Source organism: Kitasatospora hibisci (genome assembly GCF_043950205.1).
Lineage (GTDB): Bacteria > Actinomycetota > Actinomycetes > Streptomycetales > Streptomycetaceae > Kitasatospora > Kitasatospora hibisci.
Genome location: NZ_CP171642.1, coordinates 7,528,751 through 7,554,467, shown reverse-complemented (window position 1 = coordinate 7,554,467; position 25,717 = coordinate 7,528,751). Strand labels below are relative to the sequence as shown.

The window sequence follows — 25,717 nt, the reverse complement described above, 5'->3', positions numbered from 1 at the left end:
GCGCCCGCGACCCCTACCCTAACGTTAGGGTAGAGTTGCTCGCGGCGTGGGCGGCCGACCGCAGCCCGGCGGTTTACCGCACGTCACGGCCGGTGCCACCCCGGCGAAGATCCGATTCCCGCAGGAGAGAAGCGTGCGCGAGCCCATGACGCCCGGCGCCGCCGCCTGCCCGCCGTGACGCTCCGCCCTCGGACCTGAACCCCGGCCCGCGCTCACACGCACGCTCCGCGGCGTCCGATTCGACTTCCGGCTCCCCTGTTCGCGGAGTCGCCCGCAGGGTGCCGCCCCGGCCCTTCGCGTCCTCCCCCGCACCCCGGCCCGTCGCAGCGGTGCGCCCGAGCACGACAGGTGTCCCCTTGACCTCTCCTGCTGCTTCGCCGTCCGCGCGCCTTCGCGGCCTCAAGCCCGACTGGCTGTCCGACCCGAAGGTCTGGCGCACCGAGGTCCTCGCCGGCCTGGTCGTCGCGCTCGCCTTGATCCCCGAGGCGATCTCGTTCTCGGTCATCGCCGGGGTCGATCCCAGGATCGGCCTGTTCGCCTCGTTCACCATGGCCGTCACGATCGCGGTCGTCGGCGGCCGGCGCGCGATGATCTCCGCCGCCACCGGCGCCGTCGCCCTGGTGATCGGCCCGCTGAACCGCGAGCACGGCCTCGGGTACCTGGTCGCCGCGGTCATCCTCGCCGGAGTCTTCCAGATCGCCCTCGGAGCGCTCGGCGTCGCGAAGCTCATGCGCTTCGTGCCGCGCAGCGTGATGGTCGGCTTCGTCAACGCCCTGGCGATCCTGATCTTCCTCGCCCAGATCCCCGAGATGAGCGACGTCCCCTGGGCCGTGTACCCGCTGGTCGTCGGCGGCTTGGCCCTGATGGTGCTCTTCCCGAAGATCACCACCGCCGTGCCGGCGCCACTGGTGTCCATCGCGATCCTGACCACCATCACCGTAGCGGCCGGGATCGCGGTGCCCACGGTCGGCGACAAGGGCGCGCTGCCGTCCTCCCTGCCGGTACCGGGCCTGCCCGACGTGCCGCTCACCCTGGACACCCTGACCACCATCGCTCCCTACGCCCTCGCGATGGCGCTGGTCGGTCTGATGGAGTCGCTGATGACGGCCAAGCTCGTCGACGACATCACCGACACCCGGTCCGACAAGACCCGCGAGTCCATCGGCCAGGGCATCGCCAACATCGTCACCGGCTTCTTCGGCGGCATGGGCGGTTGCGCGATGATCGGCCAGACCATGATCAACGTGAAGGTGTCCGGAGCCCGCACCCGCCTCTCCACCTTCCTCGCCGGTGCGTTCCTGATGGTGCTGTGCATCGTCTTCGGCCCGGTCGTCTCCGACATTCCGATGGCAGCCCTGGTCGCCGTCATGGTGATGGTCTCCTTCGCGACCTTCGACTGGCACTCCATCGCCCCCACGACGCTCAGGCGGATGCCGACCGGCGAGATCGCCGTCATGGTGATCACCGTCGTCTGCGTCGTGGCCACTCACAACCTCGCCATCGGCGTCGTCGTCGGTTCGGTTACCGCCATGGTCGTCTTCGCCAAGCGGGTCGCCCACCTCGCCGACGTCACCTCCGTCACCGACCCCGACGGCGACCAGGTCGTCTACTCCGTGACCGGCGAGCTGTTCTTCGCCTCCAGCAACGACCTCGTCGGCCGGTTCGACTACGCGAACGACCCCTCCCACGTCGTCATCGACCTCAGCCGGTCGCACATCTGGGACGCATCCTCCGTCGCCACCCTCGACGCCATCGAGACCAAGTACGCCCGGCGCGGCAAGACCGTCGAGATCATCGGCCTCAACATCCCGAGCGCCCACCTCCACGGCCGCCTCAGCGGAGAGCTCGCGGCCGGCCACTGAGGGTCGGAGCACGCCGCCGGAGCGCCTCCGCCATCGGGCCGGAGGCGCTCCGGCGGCCTCGGGGGTCCGGCCCGGAGGAGCTGCTGGGCGGGGCCGGGCGGCACAGCACCGACCGCGCCGGGAGCGGACGGTCACCGATGGACAGGTCGCCGAGCCCAACTCCCCTCCCTCTCACGATCGAACACCCAGCCTCTAGTACGATCGGGCGGACAACGCGTCAGATGATCGACGACGCCTTCCACGGCGCCCCGCTCAGTGAGTGCCCGGGCGCCCGGTGGCCGCGCGACTGCGGGACCCTGTCAGGCCGTCGGTCAGACACGCGAGGCGAAAGTCGAACGGGGGCAGTTCAGACGTGAGTACACCTGCGGCAAACGACCAGTTCAGCGTCAACACCCAGGCCATGGGCGGGGCCCAGTCGGCACTCAACGGGATGGCGTTGGACAGCAAGACCATCGGCGCGACCGCGGACGAGTCGACCAACGCGGCGGCCGCCGCGCACAGGGGCTGGGACACCGCCGGCGCGCTGCGCGCCGCGCTGACCGAGTGGCACGAGCAGGTCGACCAGCTGACCGCGCGCCTGCACCGGAACAGCGCGGCCATGCAGCAGACCACGCTCAACTACCACACCACCAACCAGTCCATCGCCGACTCGCTCAAGGTGAGGTGACCCATGCTCGGATACGAGGACGTCCTCAACGCGAACCCCGGCACCCTGTCCACCGCCGCGACCAAGTGGCGGGAGATGGCCCAGAAGTTCCACACGATGGAGGGCAATTTCGACCGGGACGTGCTCTCGGTGACCCGCAACGGGCTCTGGACGGGCGGCACCGCCGGTCTGGCCAACTTCCAGCTCGTGCTCACCAAGGACCAGATCGCCGCCGCCCAGGTCGAGGCGAACGCGATGGCCTCCCTGCTCGACGACGCGCGCGCGGACTTCGAGGCCGCGCAGAAGCAGGTGCGCGAGGCAGCGGACGGCGCGGTCAAGGCCGGCTTCAAGGTGACCGGCACCGGGGTCGCCGTGCTCGACCCGAGCACGCTCGACAAGGGCACCCTGAACGACCTCCACCACGACCCCGACACCCAGCGGGCCTACCAGGAGGCCGCGGGCAAGTGGACGCAGGCCATCGAGGCCGGCATCCAGCGGGCCACCGACGCCGACCAGCGTGCCGCCCGCGCCCTGCGCAGCGCGTCGAAGGCCGGCAGCGCCGACAACACCTTCAACGGCCAGGCCCTGGGTGGCGGAGACGCGGCCGACGCGCAGCGCGCGGCCGACCTCGCCACCCGGATCGACAGCCTGAACGACGACGAGCGGGCGCAGCTGGCGAACCTGATGCGGGCCAACGCCGACAGCCCGCAGTTCTCGCAGACCCTGCTCGACCGGCTCGGCCCCGAGAAGACGCTCGACCTCGCCGAGAAGCTCAACAACCCCGGCAAGGACGGCGGGAAGAAGGCCGCCTACCCGGGCCTGCAGACCGACCTGACCCGCGTCATCGCCTCGGCCACCCAGGACCCGAACACCGAGTTCTACCGGAAGTGGCGCGAGGGGCTGAAGGAGAACGGGACGAAGAACTTCGGCTCCAACACGGAGCCGGTCTACGGCTACCAGATCCTCGGCACGCTGATGTCCAAGGGCGACGCGAAGTACTCCACGCCCTTCCTCACCGACCTCGCCGACGACATCATCGCGAGCGAGAAGAAGCACCCGGGGCTGTGGAGCTACAAGGCCTCCCACGACGGCACCTCGCTGGGCGCGGACCCGCTGGACGAGGTGCTCGGCGTGATGGGCCGCCAGCCCGAGGCCGCGACGTCCTACCTGGACCCGGGCGCCGACGGCGGCAACAAGCGACTGCACTTCCTGTTGAAGGAACGGGACTGGCCGCAGGGCTACATCACCGGCTACACCGGCGTGATCAAGATCGACGACCCGCTGTCGCAGAGCGGCCTGGCCGCCGCGATCGAGGCCGCCTCCACCGGCGAGCGGGCCGGCACCGCCCACGACGGCAAGCACTCCGAGGCCCAGGCCCGGGTCATGCACGACACCATCGTCACCCTGGACGAGGACCACGGCGGCGACAAGGTCACGGCCACCCTGCGCCAGCCGCTCGCCAACGCGCTCGCCGACTACGTCGGGGACACCCACGAGCTGCTCAACGGCCGCAACGACGTCTACAACGGCCACACCGGGCACGACTCGGTGTGGAAGGACGGCGACACGGTACGGATGGCGGTCGGCCAGGACAGCCTGGTCCGGTTCATGCGCGGCCTGTCGGACGACCCGGCCGCCTACGGCACCCTGCACCGCGCCGAGACGGGCCGGATCGACCAGGAGCTCGCCGCCATCGGGCCCCACCCCACCGAGGCCCAGATGAAGGACCCGATGGGCAAGGGCGCGGCCGCGCTCGGCGTCTTCGACGCCATCCGCGCCGACACCGCGATGGACCTGCGCGACGACAAGAACGCCGAGGCCGACTGGAAGGCCAAGGTGCTGTACCACACCATCGGCACGCCGATCACCCCGATCGCCCCGCTCGGCGACGCCGCCCAGCGCCTGGTCGACACCTGGACCTACGCCGTCAGCCTGGAGGAGAAGGACCAGAACAACTCCGAGGCCAACGCGAAGATCTCCGACACCTACCTCGGCGCCAACCGCCAGATGTCGGACATGGTCGGCATCTGGGCCCGGGACCGCGGCATGGACCCCGACAGCCCGGACATCAACTCCCTCCAGGACGACATGCTCAACAGCCGCAACCGCAGCAACGACACCGCGAGCCGCTACCTCGGCCGGGGCAACGCCTGATGCCGGCCACCCGGCCGTCCGCCCGCGTGGCCGCGGCCACCGTCCTCGTGGTGGTGGCCGCGGTCGGCGCGGGGCTCTGGTGGGCGCTCGGCCGAGACGACCCGGACCGGGACTGCGCCGGACTGCGCGGCGATGACCGGGTCCGCACGGTGCTCGGCGCCACCTGGCGCTCCGACCTGCCGTGCGGCGAACTGGCCGACGGCCTGCGCAAGGCCACGACCGGCGGTCAGCCCGGAACCCACACCCTCGAACAGGCCCGGGCCATGCGCACCGTCCTGCTGGCCGTCGCCGCGCGCCCGGACCACCGCGTCCATCCCGACGTACGCGGTCCGCTCGCCGCAGCCCTCGCCGACTACGCCGCCGACACCCACGCGGTGCTCACCGGCATCAACGACACCTACCTGACGCACGACGCCGCGGATGCCGACGCCTGGCAGGACGGCGGCGGCGTCCACGTCGCCGTCCCGAAGAACCAACTGATCGGCGTCCTGCGGGGCCTGTCGGAGGATCCTGCGGCGTACGCTGGCCTCCGCGCGGCCGACCTCCGGCAGGGCGCGGCCGGCTTCGCCGCGATCGGCGCCGACCCGGTCGGGGCGGTGATCACCGACCCGCTGAGCCGGGCGGCGGCTCCGGCCGGCGTCTACGACGGGATCGCCGACGACGCCCTGCGCGGACGCGACGGCAAGGCCCGCATCGCCTGGCAGGAAGCGGTCTTGCGTGGGCTCGCGCCCTCGGGTGACCGCCCGGCATTCACCGCCGACCCGACCGGAAGCCTCACCCAGGGCTGGCTGCAGCAGGTGGGCTCGGCTCCCGACCGCTTCGCCCGCCTCCGCGACCAGGCCTCCGACCTGGTCGGTCTGTGGGCCGAGGCCGCGCACCAGGACAAGGACCGGATCGGTCTGCCCGCACTCCAGGACCGGGCCCGCACCACCACCGACCGGGAGCGCGGCGAAGCGGCGAGCCAGCTCAAGCAGGCCGGCTCCTGACATCAGCGGGGCGGACGCCCAGGGCGTGGTGCGGCACCGGGTTCCCGGTGCCGCACCACGCCGCGTCGACCACCCCGGACGGCCGGGCAGCCCCCGCATCCCTTCGGACGCCCCGGCACACGATCGGCACACGCTCCCGGGAGCAGCGCGACCGCTACCAGCCGAGCAGGTCCGGCTGCCGATAGGGGCCGGCCTGTGGCTCGCTGGCGGCACGGGCGAAGGAGTGGAGGGCGACGACCAACCCGGCCCGGTCGTTGGGCGGCATCGCCGCGACGATCCGCGCGATCTCGGCCCGGCGGCGCTCGGTGACCTCGGTGACGGTCCGCGCGCCCTGCTCCGTCAGGGTGACGATCGCCTCCCGGCGGCCCCGGTCCAGCTCGGCCGCCTGACTCACCACCATCCCGTCCACCTCCAGACGTTCGATCATTCCCGCCAGCGTGGAGGGGCTGACCGCCACCTGTTCGGCCAGCGCGGAAGGAGTCATCGGCCCCCGCGTGTGCAGGACCACGAGCGTCCTGAACAGGGGAAGCGTGACGGAGTCGGCCACATCGCCGAGCGAGCGTGCCGAGATCGCGACCAGCACACGGGACGCGGTGAGCACAGCAGTGACCAGGTCTGCCTCCACCCAGTCCGAAACCGGAGGCAGGTCGTGTGACTCGGGCGGGCCGTCGCTCATACGTCCTTTCTACATCCCGGCATCGGACGTGCGCACAATCTGCGGATGCGGGTGGAGCCCGGAGCTTCCCCGCTTCAGCCACGGGCTCCGGAGCGAGGTATCCGGCGGGACGGGAGTCGAGGGCTGTCCGCAGACCTCCCCCGAGCGGACGCGCCGCCCCGGCGAAGGAACCTTTGCGCTGTGCAACAGTACGCGGGCGCGCCGCCACGCCGACGACACCATGCCCGAGTTCACCCGTTCGGCCGCCGGGCGCCGACGCCTGCACACGTGCCCGGATCGGGCCGATCCGAAGGATCGGACGATTCCACGCATCCGGGCGGAGGACGGCACCGCACAGCGCAGCCCGCGGCCGACCGCCACACCCGACGGAAGAGCGCCGGGTGCACCCGGCACCGTCCGCGCCGCCCAGCCGGACACCGCGGGCCGCACCGCGCGATCGAACGACGCGTCCACCGGGCTGGAGGCCTGGCCAACGGGGGAAATTCTTTGCATAATGCAAAGGTCATTCTCGGCCGGCCCGGCGGAGCCGCCTCCCACACGGGCGCCCCAGCCTGCCCCGACCGCGATGACTGGACGCCCCGACCGTGCACAATCCCCGCCACGGGACAGGGTCCGTTCAAGAGCGGCCGAGGCTGCCGGGACCTCGCAAGTCCCGGCGGCCACGGCCGCCCCGCACGACTCTCCCCCCTGCCCCACGAACCGCATGCCGAAACGAGCGGGCACAGAACGCCTCGTTCGGACCTGGCGGCGAAGACCGACGAAAGGCCCCAAGTGACCGCAGCACGCTTGACCTACGGTGAACGGCACGGCTGGATGACGGTGCACATCAGCGGCGACCTGGACACCCCGGCGGTCAACGCCTCGCGCGAGCGCCTGCTCCGGCTCATCTGGCAGGGCTGCCGCCACCTGGTGATCGACCTCGCAGGCCTGCACTCCTGCGACACCGGCGTGTTCGCCGTGTTGGCGGCCGCCCGCAGGCACATGGCCGCCCGCGGCGGCGAGCTGCGTCTGGTCCTTCCCGCCCCGGACACCCCGGCGAGGCACACACTCGGCGCCTGCGGCGCGGGCCGCGTGTTCGACATCCGCGAGACCGCAGCCGAAGCGGTCGCCGACGACCGGACGCTCAGCAGTGCGGTCATCGCCGCCCGCCGCGACGCGAACGCCGGTCCCGTGCTGACGGCCCCGATGGCGCAACAGCGCGGATGACCTCACCGCGCCGCCCGGGCCACGCGGCCGACCACGCCGGACGCGCCCGGGGCCGCCGACGCCCGCCCGGGCACGCCCGAACCCCCGCGGACACCGGCGGAGACCTCCAGGCCCGTCGACGGCGACCTGACGGCGGTCGCCGCAACCCGCGAGGGGCTCGGGATGTCGCCCCGCCCGGGCCCCGGACCACCGTCCAGGGGCGCCACCGACCGAGCAGGTCAAGCTGCCGCACATTCGCTTCACCCGCTCGTGCCGTTCACCTCCCGCCTACTGGCACTCCGGCGAACTTCTTTGCATAATGCAAAGGCAGTGTCGGTGCTCCGACGGTCACGAGGTGCTTCGCGCCGCGGGTGGACCCCCACCCGGAGACCGGACCGGCATGCCCGGACAGGCTCGACGCGGCATCCCCGCCACGTCGCACGGCCCTCCGGAGCGGGCGGGTGGTGGAGGCTTCGTCGTAGTCCCCTCCCCACCCGCCCGGCCATTCACCCGGCTCGCACTGCACGTGGCGCACGGGCGGGCCGGGCGAGGGCCCTCGACGCACGCAACGCCGCGGACCGATCCGGGACTCGTCCACCGGAACCGCAGCCGCCACGGAGGAACACACGCGCCCGGGTCGACCGCGCCGCCGCGACGGCGCCCGGCACCCACTCCGACCGGTGGGTGCTCCCGGGTGACCGGCTCAGCCCGACCACGTGGAACCCCGACCGCGGTGATCACCCACCGGCGTCGGGTGGCACCGCCCGCCCGGACGGCAGGAGAGTGCCGACCCGGTGGCGAGCCCCGGGGAAGCCCACGCGCTCGGCGGGTCACAGGTCGGACGGGTCACAGGTCGGACGGGTCAGCGGGTCGCGGGCCCGTCGTCGCGGTACCGCAGCAGCAGCATCGCCGCGTCGTCCTTCAACGGCCCCGCCGTGTGCCCCACCAGGTCACGGCGCAGCGCCTCCAGAGCGCTGTCCGGATCGTCGTCCTTGAGCAGGAAGGCCCTGCGTTCCAGCGGGTAGAAGCATCCGCGCGCGTCCCGGGCCTCGGTGACGCCGTCGGTGTAGAGCAGCATCTGGTCGCCGGGGGCGAGTTCCACCCGATAGGGCCTGGGGCCGTCCGGGCCGAGCGCCGCGAGGCCGAGGGGAGGTGCGGTGAGCGACGGTTCCGCGAACTGCACCGCGCCGTCGCCGCGCAGGAGCAGGGGCGGCGGATGACCGTAGTCGAGGAGGGTCACGGTGTGGTCGGTGTCGACCTCGGCGAGCACGGCGGTGACGAACTCCTCGCCCTCCAGGCGTCGGTTGAGAGCACGCTCCAACCGGGCGCCGACGGCTTCGAGGACGGGTTCGTCCGGTGCCGCCTCGCGGAAGGCGCCGAGGACGACGGCGGCGGTCTCCACCGCCTCCAGTCCCTTGCCCTGGACATCGCCCACGATCACCCTGGTGGAGCCTGACGGTGTGAGCACGACCTCGTACAGGTCCCCTCCGATGCGCGCCTCGGCCGCTGCCGACGTGTACGAGACCGCGACGCGCATCCGCCCGGCACGGCGCGGCACCGGACGCAGCAGCACGCGTTGTGCCGCTTCGGCGACGGAGCGGACGTCGGCGAGCTCGCGCTCGAACCGGCCGCGCAGCGTGGCCGCGAGGGCCGCAGCGCCGGTCACCCCGGCAACCGTGGCCAGGGCCACCGCCGCCCGGCGGGTGTCGAGCATGCCGTCGTACCAGGCGATGCAGAGGCACAGCAGGAAGCCGAGTGCGCCGACCACCAGGGCCCGGCGCACGGTGCCACTCACGCAGGCGAACGCCGGCCCGATCGAGAAGAGGGCCAGGAAGCCGATCTCGGGGCCCGCCAGGAGGTCGACGAGCGCGACCGCGGCCATCGCGCCGAACGGCAGCCCGGCGAGCTGCGCACGGCGGGCGGACTGCTGGTACTTCACGTTCCCCTCCTGACGACTCGGACGGCTCGGACTCCGGACGCTACTTTTGCACTGTGCAAACGCCGAGGCAAGACGCGCCGTCCCGGTCTGCGGCGGCCACAGGCCGGTCAGCGGCCTTCGCGGCCTTCACGAGCGCCGGGGCATCCGCGGTTCGGCGCCGTGGGGCCACGACGCGCTCGGCGAGGAGGAACGAGGAGGAGATTGCGCACGGCGTGGACGTCGTCGAACGGCGTGCCGTCGAACGGCGTGCCGTCGAACGGCGTGCCGTCGAACGGCGCACGCGCCGGCACTCCTCGACGAGATCGAGGCCTCGCCGGCCGGTGCGGAGCCGCTCCGGCCGGCGGGCGTGCGGTGTCACAGCGCTGACGGCTCCGCTTCGGCAGCACGCGATGCCGATGTCCCGTGGACATCCCCGAGTTTCGAGACCGGCGGATGCTCTCGGAGTGCACCGGTGGCCGCGGCCGGTCCGCACCGCACGGCCGCGGCTCCCTCAGGCGAGGAGGAAGTACCGCATCCAGAGGTAGAGCGCGGAGATGGCGACGGTCACGACGGTGACGGGGATGCCGTAGCGGGTGAAGGTCCAGAAACTGATCGGCTGGCGGTTGCGTTCGGCGATGCCGAGGACGACGACGTTGGCCGAGGCGCCGATGGCCGTGGCGTTGCCCCCCAGGTCCGCACCGAGGGCCAGGGCCCACCACAGCACCACACCGTGGGGCTCGCCGACGGTGTTCACGAGGTCTGCGGTGATCGGTGCCATGGTCGCGACGTAGGGGATGTTGTCGACGATCGCCGAGAGTACGGCGGAGGCGCCCAGCAGCGCCATCACCGAGGCCAGTGCCCTGCCGCCGGTGGCGTCGGCGAGGGCGCGCGAGACCTCTCCGATGACACCGGTCTCGATGAGGGCGCCGACCATGATGAACAGGCCCGCGAAGAAGGCGAGGGTGGGCCACTCGACCTCGCCGAGGACGTCCTTGATCTCGACCTTCGAAACCGCGACCAGCAGGCCCGCGCCCAGGAGGGCGACCACCGACGGGGCGTAGTGGACGACCGGGTGCAGGACGAACCCGGCGATGACCAGGGCGAGCACCACGAGGCCCTGCGTGAGCAGCCGGGGGTCGCTGATGGCCTCGCGCTCGTCGAGGGACATCACCTCCTCCGCGCGGTCCTCGTCGTAGACGAAGAAGCGGCGGAACATGAACCGGCACATCAGGACCAGCACCGCGGTCAGCACGACCGCCAGGGGGGCGAGGTGGACGAGGAAGTCGTTGAACGTGAGTCCGGCCCGGCTGGCGACGATGATGTTCGGCGGGTCGCCCACCAGGGTCGCTATGCCGCCGACGTTGGAGGCGAACACCTCGGCGATGAGGAACGGTGCGGCCTTCAGTGCGAGCCGGTCGCACACCAGCAGGGTGACCGGAGCCACCAGCAGCACCGTGGTGACGTTGTCCAGCAGCGCCGAGGCCACGGCCGTGATCACCATCAGCATGGCCATCACCCTGAAAGGGCGCCCCTTGCCGCGTTTGACCGCCCAGATCGCCAGGTACTCGAAGACGCCGGTTCTCCTCAGCACCCCGACGATCATCATCATGCCCATCAGCAGGAAGATGACGTTCCAGTCGATGCCGGAGTGCGTCGAGAAGAACGCGGCCTCGTCGTCCGTGGCGCCGATCGCGAGCATCAGGCCCGCGCCGCCGAGGGCGGCGGCGACCCGGTGCACCCACTCGGTGATGATCAGGACGTAGGCGGCGGCGAAGACGGCGAGCGAGGCCCAGGCCTGCCAGTTGTTCACGGGTTCCCCAGGAGTCGGTGCAGCAGGTGGGAGGCGGTGATGACGCCGAGCAACCGTCCGCCGCCCGTGGCGTGTCGGCCGGCGGGGTGGTCGACGACGGCCACGAGGGGGCTGTGGGCCCGGGCCATCAGCGCGGCGATCTCCATCGCGGTGTCGTCGGCACGTGCGACCGTCGGTGCGGGCGCGTCCGCCGGCAGGCAGTCCCGCACCCTCAGGTCGGTGAGGGCGGCGCACAGCCTGTCGGCGTGCGCCTCGTCGATCACGGCGGCCAACGTCGGGTCCTCCATCACGTAGCCCGGGACCAGCAGACGTACCAGTTGGGAGCCCGGCAGGACCGCCACCGGTACGTCTGCGGAGTCGACGACGAGGATGCCGGGCAACCGATGCTCGGCCAACAGGCTGGCCGCGTCCAGGGCCTGATCGTCCAAGCTCACCACGGGGTAGGGCTCGGCGAGGTCACGTGCGCGCATCGGGGTGCTCCTTCGCGAGGGTGTCGGCGGTCGCCTGGGTCGGGATCGCGGGCGTGGTCCGTGGTCCGCGCGCCGGGGCGCCCTCTCCATCGTCGACCGGCGCGGGCAGGACCGGCACGTCGACGTGGAAGAGCCTGGCGACGGGTACGTCCGAGCTGGAGTGCACCGCGATCGAGGCGGCGATGCACACGGCGATCAGGGTGTACGCCTGCTCGCCCTGTGGGATGCCGGCCTGGAGGACGAGCAGCCCGTAGACGACGGACGCGAAGCCCTTGGGCCCGAACCAGGCCGCGACCAGCTGCTCTCGCCGGTCGATGCGGGAGCGGACCAGGGAGATCAGCAGTGAGGCCGGGCGGATGAGCAGGATCGCCAGCGCCACCGCGACGTACCCCCCGAGCGACAGGTCTCCGAACAGGCGCGGGGTGAGCAGTGCGCCGAAGACCAGGAGGGCGGCGAACTTGGAGAGCTCGGCCAGTGCCTCGCCGAGCGGCTCGAAGGTCGCCTTGGACTCCGGGGACACGGAGGCGAGGACGGCGCCGGCCGAGAAGGCGGCGAGGTAGGGGTTGGCACCGGTGAGGTGGCAGGCCGCGTACAGGAGGACGCCGGTCGCCAGCGGCAGCAGCGGCTGCAGCTTCGCCTCCGCGCCCAGGACCGGCACTCGCACCAGAAGGTGGACCAGGACCGGCAGCGCGACGCCCAGGACCAGGCCGCCGGCCAGTTCCAGACCGATCGTCGGCAGGGAGGCCTCGAAGTGGGGCGAGGTGGGTCCCGCCGCGGCGATCAGCACCAGCACGACCGGCAGTGCCAGGCCGTCGTTCAGCCCCGACTCGACGTTCAGGAGCTGCCGCAACCGGGCCGGGACCTCCTTTCGGCCCACGATCGCCGACGCGAACACCGGGTCGGTCGGCGCCAGCACCGCGCCCACCAGGAACGACGTGGTCCAGTCGAGTCCGACCAGGAAGTGCGTCACGAGCGCCATGCCGACGAACGCCAGCGGCATCCCCAGGCCGAGCGCCCGCGCGGGGTTGCGCCACGCGCTGCGCAGCGACGAGAAGGCGACGTGCATGCCGTCCGTGAACAGCACCGTGAACAGCGCGAGGTCCGCGGTGGCGGCGACGATCGGGCTGTCCGGCGTGATGTGGATCAGGCCGAGAAAGCCGTCGCTGACCAGCGCACCTGCCACGAGAAACAGCAGCGAGGTGGAGAGCACGGACCGGGCTGCCAAGCCCGACAGAAGAACTGCGACAAGCAGTGCGGCTCCGAAGCACGCAACGAGCACCACGAGAGGTCACCCCCGGATCGACGAAGAGAACTGTCCCTTGATCGCCGACCAGGCTTCCCGGCACTCCGCCCCGAACTTTATACGACTTTTACCGCTCCCTGATAGTCCTTTAACGGCCAACGCATCCGACGCCCCGGGCCAGGAGCCGCCGCAACCCTGTCACCGGCCGTGACACGCCCGGGTGGGTCGGGCCCGCACGGACGCCCGCAGGCGAGCCGGGGCGGGAGCCCGTCGACGCTCGCGGCCGCGGTCCGCCTCCGCGCCGGCAGCGTGGTCGGCCGCCGGACGGGTGTGGTTTCATCCCTGCTGGCGGGTTTCGGGGGCTCATCGCCGTCTGCCGGCACGCCGGCGGGAGCGGTGCTCGCGCCGGGGGCTCGGAGCGGGCCGAGGGGCTTCGCGAACTGGCCTTCACACCGGCCATGCGGGTAGCGGAGTAGACACGTGCAAGACGAGACCATCCCGACCGAGTTGACAGCCCAGTACCTGGAACTGCTCGCCGACGTCTCGCGCTCCGGCCGGCATCTGCGGCGGTCGGAGCTGGAGACCCTTCGAGCCTTCGGGGAACGCAGCGCGGAGGCCGGGCACGGCCTGCGCGAGCTGGTCTCGCACTGCCTCGGTGCCGGCCGCCGGGCGTGGCAGTCCCTCCCCGGCGTCGCCGCCGCCACCACGCTCAGCGAACTGCGACAGGCCGGCGAGGCGGTGATCGCCACGGCGGACGCCGCCCTGGCCGCGCTCGGCGAGGGGCACGAGCGGGCGCAGCGGCTGGCGATGCGGCAGGAAGAGGCGGCACGCCGGGAGTTCATCGACGACCTGCTGTTCGGCCGGAGCGACCTCGGAGCGCTGGCGGAGCGGGCGGAGCGGTTCGGGTTGCGGCTGGCTCGTACGCATGCGGTGGCGGTGGCGGTCGGCGAAGAGCCGTACGACGACGTGCACCCGCTGGCGCGGAGGGTGGAGCGGGAGCTGGTGGGCCGCTTCGGCGAGCGGGATGTGCTGCTGGCCAGCAAGGACGGCCGGCTGGTGTGCGTCGCCCCGGAGAGCGAGCGGGCGGTGCTGGATGCGTTCGCCCAGCTGACGCTCCGCCCGGGAGCCGGGTACCGGCCCGCACGGCGGGTGGCGACCGGGCGGCGGCATTCGGGGGCGAGCGGCGTCGTTCGCAGCTACGAGGAAGCGCTGGACGCGCTCGACTTCGCGGACCGGCTGGACCTGCCCGCAGCGCTGCTGAAGGCGGAGGAGCTGCTCGTGTTCCCGGTGCTGATGCGCGACCGGGCCGCGATGGCGGACCTGGTGCGCAGTGTGCTCGGGCCCCTGAACAGTGCTCGCGGAGGCGCCCGGCCGTTGCTGGACACGATCGCCGCGCACGCCGAGGCGGGGTATGTGAACGCGGAGGCGGCGCGGCGCCTGGGGGTCAGCGTACGGACCCTCGCCTACCGGATCGAACGCATCAAGACCCTGACGGGTTACGACCCTTCGGACGCCCTGCACCGTTACACCCTGGAGACCGCGGCGATGGGCGCACGGCTGCTGGGATGGCCGCGGCTGCCGCTCTGACGACGGTCGGGCCCTGAGCGTTCCAGGCGTCAAAGTCGCATAAAGATTGCCGGATCCTGGCAATGTGCGGGCAGTGCGCCGACTGTCACGATCTCCATGGCGCCGAGCGGTTCGGCGCCGCGGCGCGAGGCATGGGGGGCGGGGCGGATGCACGGGTTCTTTGAAGCCGCGCTGGGTTTCCCAGCGGCCCTGTTCAGCTTCGCGCTGCTGGTGGTCATCGGGTACTGGGGGCTTGTGGTGCTCGGTGGCCTGGGTGTCGACGCCCTGGACGGGGGGCAGGGCGTCGACACCCACGGGGGTGCACTCGCGGGTCTGGGCCTGGGCGGGGTGCCGGTGACGGTGGCGGTTTCGCTGCTGGTCGCCATTGCCTGGTTCGTGAGCCTGTCCGGCTCGGCTCTGACCACCGGTCTGCCGGCCCGCACCGCCGTCCTGGTGGCGGCGCTCGGTTCGGCGTGGGCCGGGACGAGGGCGCTGCTGCGGCCGCTCACGCGGCTGTTCCCGCAGGAACGCGCGGCGCGGCGGCACGACTTCGTGGGGCGGATCTGCGTCGTGCGCACCGGTCGGGTCACCGAGGACTTCGGGCAGGCCGAGGTGGCCGCCGCCGACGGGTCGACCGCGGTGATCCAGGTCCGTTCCCACACCGAGGAAGCGGGCCTGTCCGTCGGCCGCACGGCACTGGTCTTCGACTACGACCCCGACGGCGAGTACTTCCTCGTCGCCCCGTTCGATCCGGTGCTGTTCGGACGGTGACCGCGCGCTCCGCGCGGCCGTGACTTCTCTTCATTCAAAGGACCCGTGATGGACGCCATCGCTGTGGGCCTCGGCGTACTCGTCGCCGTCGCCCTGCTCATCGTGCTCGCTCTGCTGCTGCTCACCAGCCGGCTATACCGGAAGGTCGAACAGGGCAAGGCGCTGATCGTCTCCAAGACGAAGAAGGTCGACGTGACCTTCACCGGCGCGGTCGTCCTGCCCGTCCTGCACAAAGCCGAGCTGATGGACATCTCGGTGAAGACCATCGAGATCTCCCGCACCGGCCGCGACGGCCTGATCTGCCGGGACAACATCCGGGCCGACATCCGGATCTCGTTCTTCGTCCGGGTCAACAAGACCGTCGAGGACGTCATCAAGGTCGCGCAGGCCATCGGTACCGCCCGGGCCAGCCAGCAGGCCGCCGTGCAGGACTTCTTCTCCGCCAAGTTCTCCGAGGCGCTGAAGACCGTCGGCAAGCAGATGGACTTCACCGACCTCTACACCCACCGGCACGAGTTCCGCGACCAGATCATCGCCGTGATCGGCACCGACCTCAACGGCTACAGCCTGGAGGACGCGGCGATCGACCACCTCGAACAGACCCCGATGAAGCAGCTGGACGCCGACAACATCCTCGATGCCCAGGGCATCCGCAAGATCACCGAGCTCACGGCGCTCGAACACGTCCGCACCAACGAGTACCAGCGCACCGAAGAGAAGGAGATCACGCGGCAGAACGTCGACGCCCGCGAGGCCGTCCTCGAACTGGAACGCCGGCAGGCTGACGCGGAGATCCGCCAGCACCGCGAGATCGAGACCTTGCGCGCCAAGGAGGAGGCGGCGATCGCCCGCGTCCAGGAGGAGGAGCGGCTCAGCGCCCAGGGAGCGTTCCTCAAGACCGAGGAGCAGCTCGGCATCCAGCGCGAGAACCAGGCCCGCGAGGTGGCCGTCGCGCAGAAGAACCGCGAGCGGGTCATCGCCGTGGAGACGGAGCGGATCGAGAAGGACCGCCTGTTGGAGGTGATCGGCCGCGACCGGGAGACCGAGCTCGCCCGCATCGCCAAGGACAAGGAGGTCGAGACGCAGAAGCGGGAGATCGCGGACGTGATCCGCGAGCGGGTCGCGGTGGACCGTACCGTCGCCGAGCAGGAGGAGTCCATCAAGACCCTCCGCACGGTCGAGGAGGCGGAACGGCTGCGGAAGTCGACGGTCATCCAGGCCGAGGCCGAGGCGCAGGAGAAGCTGGTCAAGGACATCAAGGCGGCCGAGGCCGCCGAGCAGGCCGCCGAGCACCGGGCCAAGGAGTCCCTGGTCCTCGCCGAGGCCCGCCGCCAGACCTCCGAGCTGGACGCCGCAGCGAAGATCCGCCTCGCCGAGGGCGTCCAGGCGGAGGCCGCCGCCGAGGGCCTCGCCCGGGTGCAGGTGCGCGAGCAGGAGGCCGCCGCGATCGAGAGGGTCGGCCGGGCGGAAGCCGCCGTCCTCGCCGAGAAGGCCCAGGCTGCGGCGCTGGAGATCGGCGCGAAGCTCAAGGCCGAGGCCGAGGGCCTGACCGAGAAGGCCGCCGCCATGGCCGCCCTCGACGACGCGACCCGCACGCACGAGGAGTACCGGCTGCGTCTGGCCGCCGAGAAGGACATCCGCCTCGCCGGCCTGGACGCCCAGCGGCAGATCGCCGAAGCCCAGGCCACCCTGGTCGCGGCCGGGCTGGAGAAGGCGAACATCGACATCGTCGGCGGTGACAGCGTCTTCTTCGACCGCCTGGTGCAGTCCGTGACGGCCGGCCGGAGCATGGACGCGTTCGTCGCCCACTCCGACACCGCCCGCACCCTGGCCGGGCCCTGGCTCGACGGCAGCGCGAACTTCACCGAGGACCTCACCCGGGTGCTGTCCTCGGTCTCCACCGCCGACGTGCAGAACCTCACCGTCTCGGCCCTGCTGATGAAGCTCATCGCCTCGGGGGGCGACCAGAGCGGTCCGCTGAAGCAGTTGCTCGCCTCCGCTCAGCAGCTGGGCATCGCGGAGACGCCGCTCGCGGCACTCAACGGCACGAAGAAGTAGAAGGAGCTGCAGGTGAGCGAGGACGTCGTCGACGCGGGCACGTACGAGGTGCTGCGGGCCCGTCTGGCCCGGGCGGCCGCGGACCTGACCGAGCGCGCCCAGGCGTTGAACGCCCGGCGGGTGGCGGAGTTCGGCGGCGGGGAGCTGGCCCTGTCCGGCACCGCGCGTCTGGCCACCCCGAACGCCGGCGTGCTGCGGGACGTGGTGGCGGTCGGCGGCCTGGTGCTGGCCGGACACCGGCCCGCCGCCGGAACCGCCGCCCGCCTCGGCGACGTCCTCACCCTCCACCACCCGGATCTGAGCGAGGCGCCCGCACAGGTGCTGCCGGGTCTGCTCGACGACCCGCGCCTCGGGCAGGACTTCGACGAGCTGCACCGGTACTACCGCGACGCCCGCCTCGAACAGCTCCGACTGGTCGGGGGCCAGCTGCTGGCCGTCTTCCGGACCGGACCGGCCGCCGGTGACCTGCGGGTGCTGCGCTGGCAGCTCACCGCCGACGGCACCCCGGTCTACGTCGACGCCCGGGGTGAGCGCGACCACGCGCTGCCCGACGGTCAGCAGCTCGACTGGACGGCGACCACCCGTGAGGACCGGCTTCCGGGCCGGCCTCCGCAGGTGTCCCTCGGCGGTGAGCTCCTGCTCGCCACCGAGGGCGGTACCCTTCGGCTCGCCACCCCCGCGGGCACCACGATCCACGAGGAGTCGCTGGACGAGGCGCTGCAGACGCTGGCCGATGCGCAGATCGCGTACGGCCGGCTCGGCACGCTGCTGCTGGTACGGATCCGGCCCTACCAGGAGCGGACGGTCCGGTACCTGGCCTGTCACCTGCCCACCGGGCGCGTGACCCGGCTCGACGCGCTCGGGCAGTCCTGTCTGCGGCTGCCCGGTGACCAGGGTGTGGCCTTCCCCGGCGGCTACGTCCTCGTCGACGGGACCGTCCGGGTCTTCGACCAGCCCGCCGACGGACTGCGCCACGAGCGGACGGTGGCCTCCCCCAACGGCGAGGACGTCCTGTTCGCCTTCCGCGACCCCGTGGACGGCCGCACCCTGCTGCTGCCGTACAACAGCGTCCGCCAGGAGGCCGCCGCACCACTGGTCGGCCAGGGCTGCGCGCTCCTGGAGGACGGCACCCTCATCCTGCCCCGGACGGTCGACGCGCAGGCCCGGCTGCACCCGGTGCAGATCTGGCGGACCCCGTTCACCGGCGAGCGGTACGCCGCCGAACAGCCGATCGGCCACGGCCCGCTGGCCCGGATCGGCAACACCGACCTCGTGGCCGGCCTCGCCGACTGCCTCGCCCTCACCCGGCTGGCCGCCGCCCGCACCGGCACCACCGAGGGATACCGGGCCGTCCTCGCCGCGTGCAACCGTACCGCCGACCGTCACCACTGGCTCACCGAGCCCGAACTCGGCGACCTGTACCGGCCTCTGGAGGCGATCCGCGAGGCCGCCCGGCAGGTCATCGCCGAGCACGAGACCGTCAGCCGGCTCACCGCCGACGCCGCACGATCGGTCGAGGCGACTCGCGAGCGGATCGAGGGCCTGCTGCGGCTCACCCGCGGCGAGACCCTCGCGTCGGCCGCCGACTGGGTGGCCAAGCTGACCGAACTCCACCGCGCCCAGGGCCAGGTGGAATCCCTGCGTGATGTCCCCCGCGCGGACACGGACCGGATCGACGAGCTCGCCGCCCACCTCGCCGGCGGCCTCGCCGAGGCCGCCGCCCGAGCCGCCGCGTTCCTCGCCGAACCGGACGCCTTCACCGGTCACCGCCGACAGGCCGAGGAGCTGGCCTCCCGCGCCGAGGCTCTGACCGCGACCGCCGAGGCCGACACGCTCGCCGAACAGCTCACGGCCCAGACCGAGGCGCTGCAGACCGTCGCCGACCTGGTCACCACCCTCGACGTGGCCGACACCACCGTCCGCACCGGAATCCTCGACCGCCTCGCCGACGTGCTCGGCCTGCTCAACCGCGCCCGGACCGCCCTCGTCACCCGCCGCCGCGAACTGCGTACCCGCGAGTCCGCCGCCGAGTTCGCCGCCGAGACCGCCCTGCTCGCCCAGGCCACCGCCGCCGCCCTCGCCGCGGCCGACACCCCGCAGGGCTGCGACGAACAGCTCGGCCGGCTCCTGCTGCGCATCGAACAGCTCGAAACCCGCTTCGCCGACGCCGACCCCACCCTCACCGAGCAGCTCACCACCCGCCGCACCGAGATCCACGACACCCTCACCACCCGCCGCCAGGCCCTGCTCGACGAACAAGCCCGACGCGCCGACCGGCTCGCCGCCTCGGCCGACCGCATCCTCGACGCACTGCGCCGCCACCTCGCAGCCCTCCAGTCCCCCGGTGAGATCGAGGCCGCCCTCGCTTCCGACCCCATGGCGGTCAAGACCCGCCAACTCGCCGACCAGCTCCGCGACCTCGACGACCCGATACGCGCCGAGGAACTGCTCGGCCGGCTGCGCGCAGCCGGCGAACAGGCCCGCCGTTCGCTGCGCGACCGCGCCGACCTCTCCGCCGACGGGCCCGGCACCGTACGACTGGGCCGCCACCTGTTCACCGCCGCCTCCCGGGAGCCCGAACTCAGCCTCGTCCCGTGGCACGGCCGCCCCGCCTTCGCCCTCACGGGCACCGACTACCGCTCCCCCGTCGCCGACCCGGCCTTCGATGCGACCAGCGGCTACTGGGACCAGCGGCTCGTCTCCGAAACCCCGGGCATGTACCGCGCCGAGTACCTCGCCGCCTCGCTGCTCCTCGAAGCCGAGCCGGACGGTCTCCACACCCTCCACGACGCCGCCGCGGACGGCCGGCTCCTCGAACTCGTCCGCCACGCCGCCGAGGCACGGCACGACGAGGGCTACCAGCGCGGCGTCCACGACCACGACGCCGCCGCGATCCTCACCGCGCTCCTCCAGCGGCACTCGGACGCCGGAACGCTCCGCCACCCGGCCACCGCCCGAACCGCCGCCCAGCTCTACTGGGTGCACGGCACCACCGAGGCGGCCAGAGCCGTGTGGAGCAGCCGCGCCCGTTCCCTCGGCCTGGCGCGCCGCGCCTTCGGCGCGATCCCGGCCCTCGACGACCTCGCCGCCGAACTCCAGCAGAGCATCGACGAGTTCGCGGCCCGAACCGGAACACCGGCGCACCAGGCCGGCCGGTACCTCGTCGAGGAACTCGCCGGCCCGGTGTTCGGCTTCGCCACCCGGCCCGCCACCACGGCGCTGCTCGACAAGTTCCACGCCCAGGCGGAGTCCGCCGGTCTCGGCGAGGCCCTCGCCGCCCTGCCCGACGAGCCCGCGCTGCTGCCCGCGCGCCGCCAACTCGCCCTCGCCTGGCTGAAGGCCTTCACCACCGCCACCGGCCACCGGGCCACCGCCGGCGACCTCGCCGAGGCCGCCGCCGTCCTCCTCGGCCCCGGTCTGCCCCGTTACCCCGCCGCCGCCACCACCGAGACCACCGTGACCGGCCTCATCGGCGACCACCCCCGCATCCACTCCGGCAACCTCACCGTGCGCCTGGACGAACTCCTCACCCGCACAGCCGACTTCTGCGCCACCCAGGTGCCCGGCTTCCGCGCGTACCAGCGACTGCGCACCAACCTGCTGGAGGCCGAACGCACCCGGCTGCGCCTGGACCAGTACCGACCGGCGACCCTCAACGGCTTCGTCCGCAACCGCCTCATCGACGAGGTCTACCTCCCCCTGGTCGGCGACAACCTCGCCAAACAGCTCGGTACCGCGGGCGGCACCGCCCGCACCGACCGCAGCGGGCTCCTGCTGCTCGTCTCCCCGCCCGGCTACGGCAAGACCACCCTCGTCGAGTACCTCGCCGAGCGGCTCGGACTGCTCCTCGTCCGGATCAGCGGCCCGGCGCTCGGCCACCGGGTCACCTCCCTCGACCCCGCCGAGGCGCCGAACGCCACCGCCCGCCGCGAGGTCGAGAAGCTCAACTTCGCGCTCCACGCGGGCAACAACGTGCTGCTCTACGTCGACGACGTCCAGCACACCTCGCCCGAATTCCTGCAGCGGTTCATCCCGCTGTGCGACGCCCAGCGCCGCATCGACGGTGTCTGGGAGGGCCAGGCCCGCGAGTGGGACCTGCGTGGCAAGCGGTTCGCCGTCGTCATGGCCGCCAACCCCTACACCGAGACGGGACGGCTCTTCCGCATCCCCGACATGCTGGCCAACCGCGCCGACGTGTGGAACCTCGGCGACGCGATCGCCGGCCGCCAGGACCTCTTCGCCCTCAGCTTCATCGAGAACGCCCTCACCTCCAACCCGCACCTCGCACCGCTCGCCGGCGCCGAACGTCCCCAGCTCGATGCCCTCCTCCATCGCGCGGCCGGCGGGACCGGCACCCCGTCCGTGTCCCTCCCGTGGCCGGCCGACCGGACCGAACGGATGATCGCGGTCCTCGCCAGACTTCTGCGCGTCCGCGAGACCGTCCTCGCCGTCAACCGCGCCTACATCGGCTCCGCCGCCCAGGCCGACCACACCCGCACCGAACCCCCCTTCCGCCTCCAGGGCTCCTACCGCAACATGGCCAAGCTCACCCAGCGCATCGTCCCGGTCATGGACGACGCCGAGGTCGAAGCCCTGATCACCGACCACTACCGGGCCGAAGCCCAGGCCCTCGGCCCCGAAGCCGAGGCCCAGCTCCTCAAACTCGCCGAGCTCCGCGGAGCGCTCACCCCGCTTCAGGCCGAGCGGTGGAGGGCCATCAAGGACGGCTTCTCGGCACAGCCTCCGACCGGTGAAGGCCGTGACCGGGAGCAGTGAGCGGCCCGGGCCGACCGGATCGTACGGCAGGTGGCAGTCGCCCGGTACCGGCTGGCACCCCGTCCTCACCCGGCGCCCCTCCACGGCCGGATCACGTGGGGAGGCACGAGGTCGGCGCGGTCGCGGACGTCGCGCTCGACGTGGGCGCGGAGGCGGCCTTCGCAACGGCGCCGGGGCCGTCCCCGCCGGCGCGTCCGCCTCGCCCTGTGCGCGTCGCCGGGCGCCGGCCCGCCCGGGCTGACCGCGCCCAGGGCCTTCCCGGGCGACCTCGCCGCCACCGCCGCCCGCACCGAGAGTCGTGGGACGGGGGCGGGGCGGACAGGCGGGGCGGCCGCGCGACGGGCGGCGGCTACGGCCGTGCCGGAGCGTCCGGGTCGGCCGGGCGGCGCTCGTCGACCGGTGCCGCGGAAGTGGCCGGCGGGTGGGGCGGCGACACGGACTCCGTACGCCGCGGCACGGGGCGCAGCGGGACTCCGTTGACGCGCAGGAGCTTCCGTACGTCGAGGATCAGGGGGAACACCTCGTGGTTCCAGTCCTCGCCCTGTTCCTCCCATGCCTTCTGCTCGGCTTCGACCGCCATCCGGTCCTGGGCGAACACACGCTCGGTGAAGCGCCGGATGACCGGCCAGGCGAGGTGGAGTGCGCCCGGGACGGGCGGTTTGGCGATCGTGAGCAGGCCGTAGGCGTGGCTGGTGCGCTGTTCGGCGTCCTTGGGCACGTAGGCGGCCCAGAGGGAGAAGGAGGGGGCCCGGGCGTCCTCCGGCACCAGTTCGAGGGTCTGGTACGGGTACTCGGTCCGGATCGTCATGACGTCCGCCGAGTCCTTGCCGCCGATCCCCTCGGCGGCGAGGAAGCCGGCTCCGCGGTTCCTCTTCCCTCCGGTGTGGGTGAAGAGGTAGCGGGCCTCCACCGAGACGGGGGTGCTGCGGTGTTCCAGGAGTTCGGGACGGATCCTGCCGAGGATGCGCCGGTGCAGGAACTGGTGGTTCATGTCGAGCAGGTTCTCGTGCATGAACGAGTAGTGGCAGCGCACGAGCCGGGAGAACGTCATGGTCCGGTGCCCGGCGGAGCCGAGGGCGGGCAGTTCGGGGAAGGGCGTGTCCGCGGCCTTGCCCGGGTCCCCCGGGAAGACGAACACCAGGCCGTACGCCTCCCGGACCGGGTAGGCCCGCACGCCTCTGGGCGGCCGCCCGGTCTCCTTGGACAGGTACGGGATCTGCGAGATGCGGCCGTTCCCGCGGTAGGCCCAGGCGTGGTAGCAGCAGCGGAGCGTCTCGCCTTCCACCACGCCCATGCTCAGCGGCACCTGGCGGTGGGCACAGCGGTCCTCCAGGGCGTGGACGGTGCCGCTCTCGCCGCGGAACAGGGCGATCCGCTCGCCGGCGAACACGGCGGCGAGCGTCCGGCCCTTGCGTACCTTGCGGGCCACGGCGACCGGGTACCAGAAGTCGGGGTTGATGCCGACGCGCCTGAGGTCGACGCCGGCTCGGAGGCTGCTGCCGCCGTCTTCGGTCTTCGGGGCGGGCGGCTCCGCCTCGTCCGCCGGCCGGTCGTCAGGCATGGGTTCTCCCAGTGGTTGCGGATCGTTCGGGCAGGAGCGGCGGGGCCGGTTCAGGCCGGCGGCGGGGTGGGGGGCCTGCGGTGCGCGGCGGGTGCGGCGTGCACGTAGAGCTCGCGCCGGCCCGCGGGTGCGGTGTGGACGGGCCGGGGCAGTTCGTGGTGCACGGGCCGGGCGTGGTCGGCGATCTGCCGCTCCGGGTTGTAGACGCTGTTGAACCTGAACAGCATCCGGGCGAAGTTGGTCCGTCCCCGCAGCAGGTTGCCGCCCAGGATGCGGGCCGCTCCCCATGCGTTGCTCAGGCCGAGGTGCTTGCGGTTGATGACGGCCTGGGTGCGGACCAGTTCGCGGTAGAACTCCTCCAGCGGCAGGGCGGTGGGGACGACGGCGTGCTGGATGTCGAAGAGCCGGTAGTCCAGGGTGGTCAGGCGCCGGGACTCGGTGTGCCAGATCTCCGTGCCGGGGTAGGGGGTCATCACGGTCAGGTGGACGATCTCGGGCACGGACAGGGCGAACTCCCGTACCGTTCGGAACCGTTCGGCGTCCCATGCGGGGTCGACGATGAGGTTGACGGCGACGTTGATGCCCAGGCTCCGGGCCACCTTCAGGGCGCGGAAGTTCTCGTCCGGGTCGACGCGCTTGCGGTAGAGCTCCAGGCCCTCCGCATCGAGGGCCTCCATGCCGAGGAACATGTAGCGCAGACCCAGCCGGGCCCAGCGTTCGAAGACCTCCCGGTTGCGCAGCAGGACGTCGGAGCGGGTCTCCAGGTAGTACTGCTTGCGGATACGGCGGCGTTCGAGTTCCGCGGCGATGGCGTCGCCGTGCTCGGGACGGATGAAGGCCACGTCGTCGACGATGAACACGTTCGGCTCACGGATCGAGGCGAGTTCGGCGGCGGCCGCCTCGGGGGTGGCCTTGCGGTAGCTGCGGCCGTAGAACGTCCAGGCGGAACAGAACGAGCAGTCCCACGGACAGCCGCGGGTGAACTCGATCGAGGCGCAGGGTTCGAGTTCCCCGATGAAGTAGCGGCGGCGGTGCGCGGTGAGGTCACGGGCCGGGCGGGGTTCGTCGAGGCCGTGCATCATCCGGGGCGCCGGGCCGCGCCCCTCACGGGTGACGATGCCCGGGACCTCGGCCAGGCCGCCGTCGCGCACCGCTTCCAGCAGGGGGCGCACCGCCGGTTCGCCCTCGCCGCGGACCACCGCGTCGAGCGCACCGCCGGCCTGGTCGAGGACGTGCTCCGCGACGAAGGAGACACTGTGGCCGCCGAAGAACACGAAACAGCCCGGCAGCACCCGCTTCACGTGTTGCGCGATCTCGATCGCTTCCGGAATGTTCGCCAGGTAGTTCAGCGAGACGCCCACCGCGTCCGGCGCGAACGACTCGACGACGGCCTCCAGGCGCGAGCGCCGGGTCACCTGCAGGTCGACGAGCCGGACCTGGTGCCCGGCCTCACGGGCCGCCGCCGCGACCCGCTCCAGGCCCAACGGCTCCAGCCGGAGGAAGATCTCCGAGTACATCAGCGCGCTCGGATGGATCAGGAGCAGTCTCACGGGCGCCTCCACGTCGGCAACGCAACCGAGCCTTCGCCCCCGACCACCCGACCGCCACCCCGACTGGGCCGGACGGCCCTACACCTCCCCGCCCCGGCCCTTCACCGCCCGGAACAGACGCAGCGCGCCCTCGGGGTTACCGGTGCCCGGCGACGGCGTCTCGTCCGGCGCCTCGTCCGGGGCATCGTGCGGGGTCGGCCCCTGAAGGACGGGCTCAGCGGTCCCGCCTCGCCGGACGGCGCCACCGGCGTGGCACCCCGCCGTCACGCAAGCGGACGCGCGTGGGTCGGCGTCCCGAGGGCGGGAAGGTCCTGACCGGACAGTGGGAGGACGAAGCCGTCCGCCGGGGCCCGGACCGGATCCGCCCCGCCGTGTCGATGTGCGGCGGCAGGAGCGTCGCCGCCCGGCGGCACCTGCGAGGTTGCGCGATCGCCAGACGCCTTTGCATTATGCAAATAATATGACTAGCAAGCCGGGGCCGCTCA

16 protein-coding genes are annotated in these 25,717 nt (G+C 72.4%); 9 read left to right on the top strand and 7 right to left on the bottom strand.

Features of this window, described 5'->3' with window-relative positions:
* The first annotated feature begins 356 nt into the window (after positions 1-356).
* From ACF9IK_RS32875 to ACF9IK_RS32860, 4 genes are all read left to right on the top strand, one after another.
* Positions 357-1,862 (top strand): SulP family inorganic anion transporter, encoded by a 1,506-nt coding sequence (locus ACF9IK_RS32875; protein ID WP_395297709.1) that lies wholly within the window; start codon positions 357-359, stop codon positions 1,860-1,862.
* Positions 1,863-2,214: 352 nt separating this feature from the next.
* Positions 2,215-2,529, top strand: a complete 315-nt coding sequence (locus ACF9IK_RS32870; protein ID WP_395297708.1) for a hypothetical protein — start codon at positions 2,215-2,217, stop codon at positions 2,527-2,529.
* 3 nt (positions 2,530-2,532) lie between these two features.
* Positions 2,533-4,662 carry a hypothetical protein gene (locus ACF9IK_RS32865; RefSeq protein WP_395297707.1) on the top strand — a complete coding sequence of 710 codons (2,130 nt, stop codon included), beginning with the start codon at positions 2,533-2,535 and terminating at the stop codon, positions 4,660-4,662.
* The gene (locus ACF9IK_RS32860; RefSeq protein WP_395297706.1) at positions 4,662-5,648 is read left to right on the top strand and encodes a hypothetical protein; all 987 of its coding nucleotides are present in this window, start codon (positions 4,662-4,664) and stop codon (positions 5,646-5,648) included. The genes ACF9IK_RS32865 and ACF9IK_RS32860 overlap by 1 nt, the downstream gene beginning before the upstream one ends.
* A gap of 154 nt (positions 5,649-5,802) precedes the next feature.
* Here the strand turns inward: ACF9IK_RS32860 and ACF9IK_RS32855 are convergent, their stop codons facing one another.
* Positions 5,803-6,324 (bottom strand): MarR family winged helix-turn-helix transcriptional regulator, encoded by a 522-nt coding sequence (locus ACF9IK_RS32855; protein ID WP_395297705.1) that lies wholly within the window; start codon positions 6,322-6,324, stop codon positions 5,803-5,805.
* A gap of 771 nt (positions 6,325-7,095) precedes the next feature.
* On the opposite strand from ACF9IK_RS32855, the gene ACF9IK_RS32850 reads away from it, so the two are divergent.
* Complete coding sequence (locus ACF9IK_RS32850; protein WP_395297704.1) at positions 7,096-7,530, top strand: STAS domain-containing protein; 435 nt, start codon at positions 7,096-7,098, stop codon at positions 7,528-7,530.
* Between the two features lie 841 nt (positions 7,531-8,371).
* Here the strand turns inward: ACF9IK_RS32850 and ACF9IK_RS32845 are convergent.
* The 4 genes from ACF9IK_RS32845 to ACF9IK_RS32830 all read right to left on the bottom strand — a co-directional run bounded on the left by ACF9IK_RS32845 (position 8,372) and on the right by ACF9IK_RS32830 (position 12,989).
* Positions 8,372-9,391, bottom strand: a complete 1,020-nt coding sequence (locus ACF9IK_RS32845; protein ID WP_395298749.1) for a PP2C family protein-serine/threonine phosphatase — start codon at positions 9,389-9,391, stop codon at positions 8,372-8,374.
* Between the two features lie 547 nt (positions 9,392-9,938).
* Entirely contained in the window at positions 9,939-11,237 is a 1,299-nt protein-coding gene (locus tag ACF9IK_RS32840; protein WP_395297703.1) for an SLC13 family permease, read from the bottom strand.
* Entirely contained in the window at positions 11,234-11,707 is a 474-nt protein-coding gene (locus tag ACF9IK_RS32835) for a CBS domain-containing protein (RefSeq protein WP_395297702.1), read from the bottom strand. The genes ACF9IK_RS32840 and ACF9IK_RS32835 overlap by 4 nt, the downstream gene beginning before the upstream one ends.
* Positions 11,694-12,989, bottom strand: coding sequence for a cation:proton antiporter (locus ACF9IK_RS32830; RefSeq protein ID WP_395297701.1), 1,296 nt, complete (start codon positions 12,987-12,989; stop codon positions 11,694-11,696). The genes ACF9IK_RS32835 and ACF9IK_RS32830 overlap by 14 nt, the downstream gene beginning before the upstream one ends.
* A gap of 441 nt (positions 12,990-13,430) precedes the next feature.
* Between ACF9IK_RS32830 and ACF9IK_RS32825 the strand changes: the two genes are divergently transcribed.
* From ACF9IK_RS32825 to ACF9IK_RS32810, 4 genes are all read left to right on the top strand, one after another.
* On the top strand, positions 13,431-14,537 hold the full coding sequence (locus tag ACF9IK_RS32825) for a PucR family transcriptional regulator (RefSeq protein ID WP_395297700.1): 1,107 nt from the start codon (positions 13,431-13,433) through the stop codon (positions 14,535-14,537).
* Between the two features lie 147 nt (positions 14,538-14,684).
* Complete coding sequence (locus ACF9IK_RS32820; RefSeq protein WP_395297699.1) at positions 14,685-15,287, top strand: hypothetical protein; 603 nt, start codon at positions 14,685-14,687, stop codon at positions 15,285-15,287.
* A gap of 48 nt (positions 15,288-15,335) precedes the next feature.
* Positions 15,336-17,345, top strand: a complete 2,010-nt coding sequence (locus ACF9IK_RS32815) for a flotillin family protein (protein WP_395297698.1) — start codon at positions 15,336-15,338, stop codon at positions 17,343-17,345.
* 12 nt (positions 17,346-17,357) lie between these two features.
* Positions 17,358-22,121 carry a DNA repair ATPase gene (locus ACF9IK_RS32810; RefSeq protein ID WP_395297697.1) on the top strand — a complete coding sequence of 1,588 codons (4,764 nt, stop codon included), beginning with the start codon at positions 17,358-17,360 and terminating at the stop codon, positions 22,119-22,121.
* Positions 22,122-22,470: 349 nt separating this feature from the next.
* On the opposite strand, the gene ACF9IK_RS32805 is transcribed toward ACF9IK_RS32810, so the two are convergent.
* Positions 22,471-23,682, bottom strand: a complete 1,212-nt coding sequence (locus tag ACF9IK_RS32805; RefSeq protein WP_395297696.1) for a Rieske 2Fe-2S domain-containing protein — start codon at positions 23,680-23,682, stop codon at positions 22,471-22,473.
* Between the two features lie 50 nt (positions 23,683-23,732).
* A complete protein-coding gene (gene hpnR / locus ACF9IK_RS32800) occupies positions 23,733-25,232 on the bottom strand; it encodes a hopanoid C-3 methylase HpnR (RefSeq protein ID WP_395297695.1) in 1,500 nt (499 codons plus the stop codon).
* Positions 25,233-25,717 lie beyond the last annotated feature (485 nt).

What these genes read in the sequence shown, in the direction of transcription:
- ACF9IK_RS32865 (WP_395297707.1), top strand. Translation starts at nt 2,533, where the DNA reads ATGCTCGGATACGAGGACGTCCTCAACGCGAACCCCGGCACCCTGTCC.
- ACF9IK_RS32860 (WP_395297706.1), top strand. Translation starts at nt 4,662, where the DNA reads ATGCCGGCCACCCGGCCGTCCGCCCGCGTGGCCGCGGCCACCGTCCTC.
- ACF9IK_RS32855 (WP_395297705.1), bottom strand. Translation starts at nt 6,324, where the DNA reads ATGAGCGACGGCCCGCCCGAGTCACACGACCTGCCTCCGGTTTCGGAC.
- ACF9IK_RS32845 (WP_395298749.1), bottom strand. Translation starts at nt 9,391, where the DNA reads ATGGCCGCGGTCGCGCTCGTCGACCTCCTGGCGGGCCCCGAGATCGGC.
- ACF9IK_RS32835 (WP_395297702.1), bottom strand. Translation starts at nt 11,707, where the DNA reads ATGCGCGCACGTGACCTCGCCGAGCCCTACCCCGTGGTGAGCTTGGAC.
- ACF9IK_RS32820 (WP_395297699.1), top strand. Translation starts at nt 14,685, where the DNA reads ATGCACGGGTTCTTTGAAGCCGCGCTGGGTTTCCCAGCGGCCCTGTTC.
- ACF9IK_RS32815 (WP_395297698.1), top strand. Translation starts at nt 15,336, where the DNA reads ATGGACGCCATCGCTGTGGGCCTCGGCGTACTCGTCGCCGTCGCCCTG.
- ACF9IK_RS32805 (WP_395297696.1), bottom strand. Translation starts at nt 23,682, where the DNA reads ATGCCTGACGACCGGCCGGCGGACGAGGCGGAGCCGCCCGCCCCGAAG.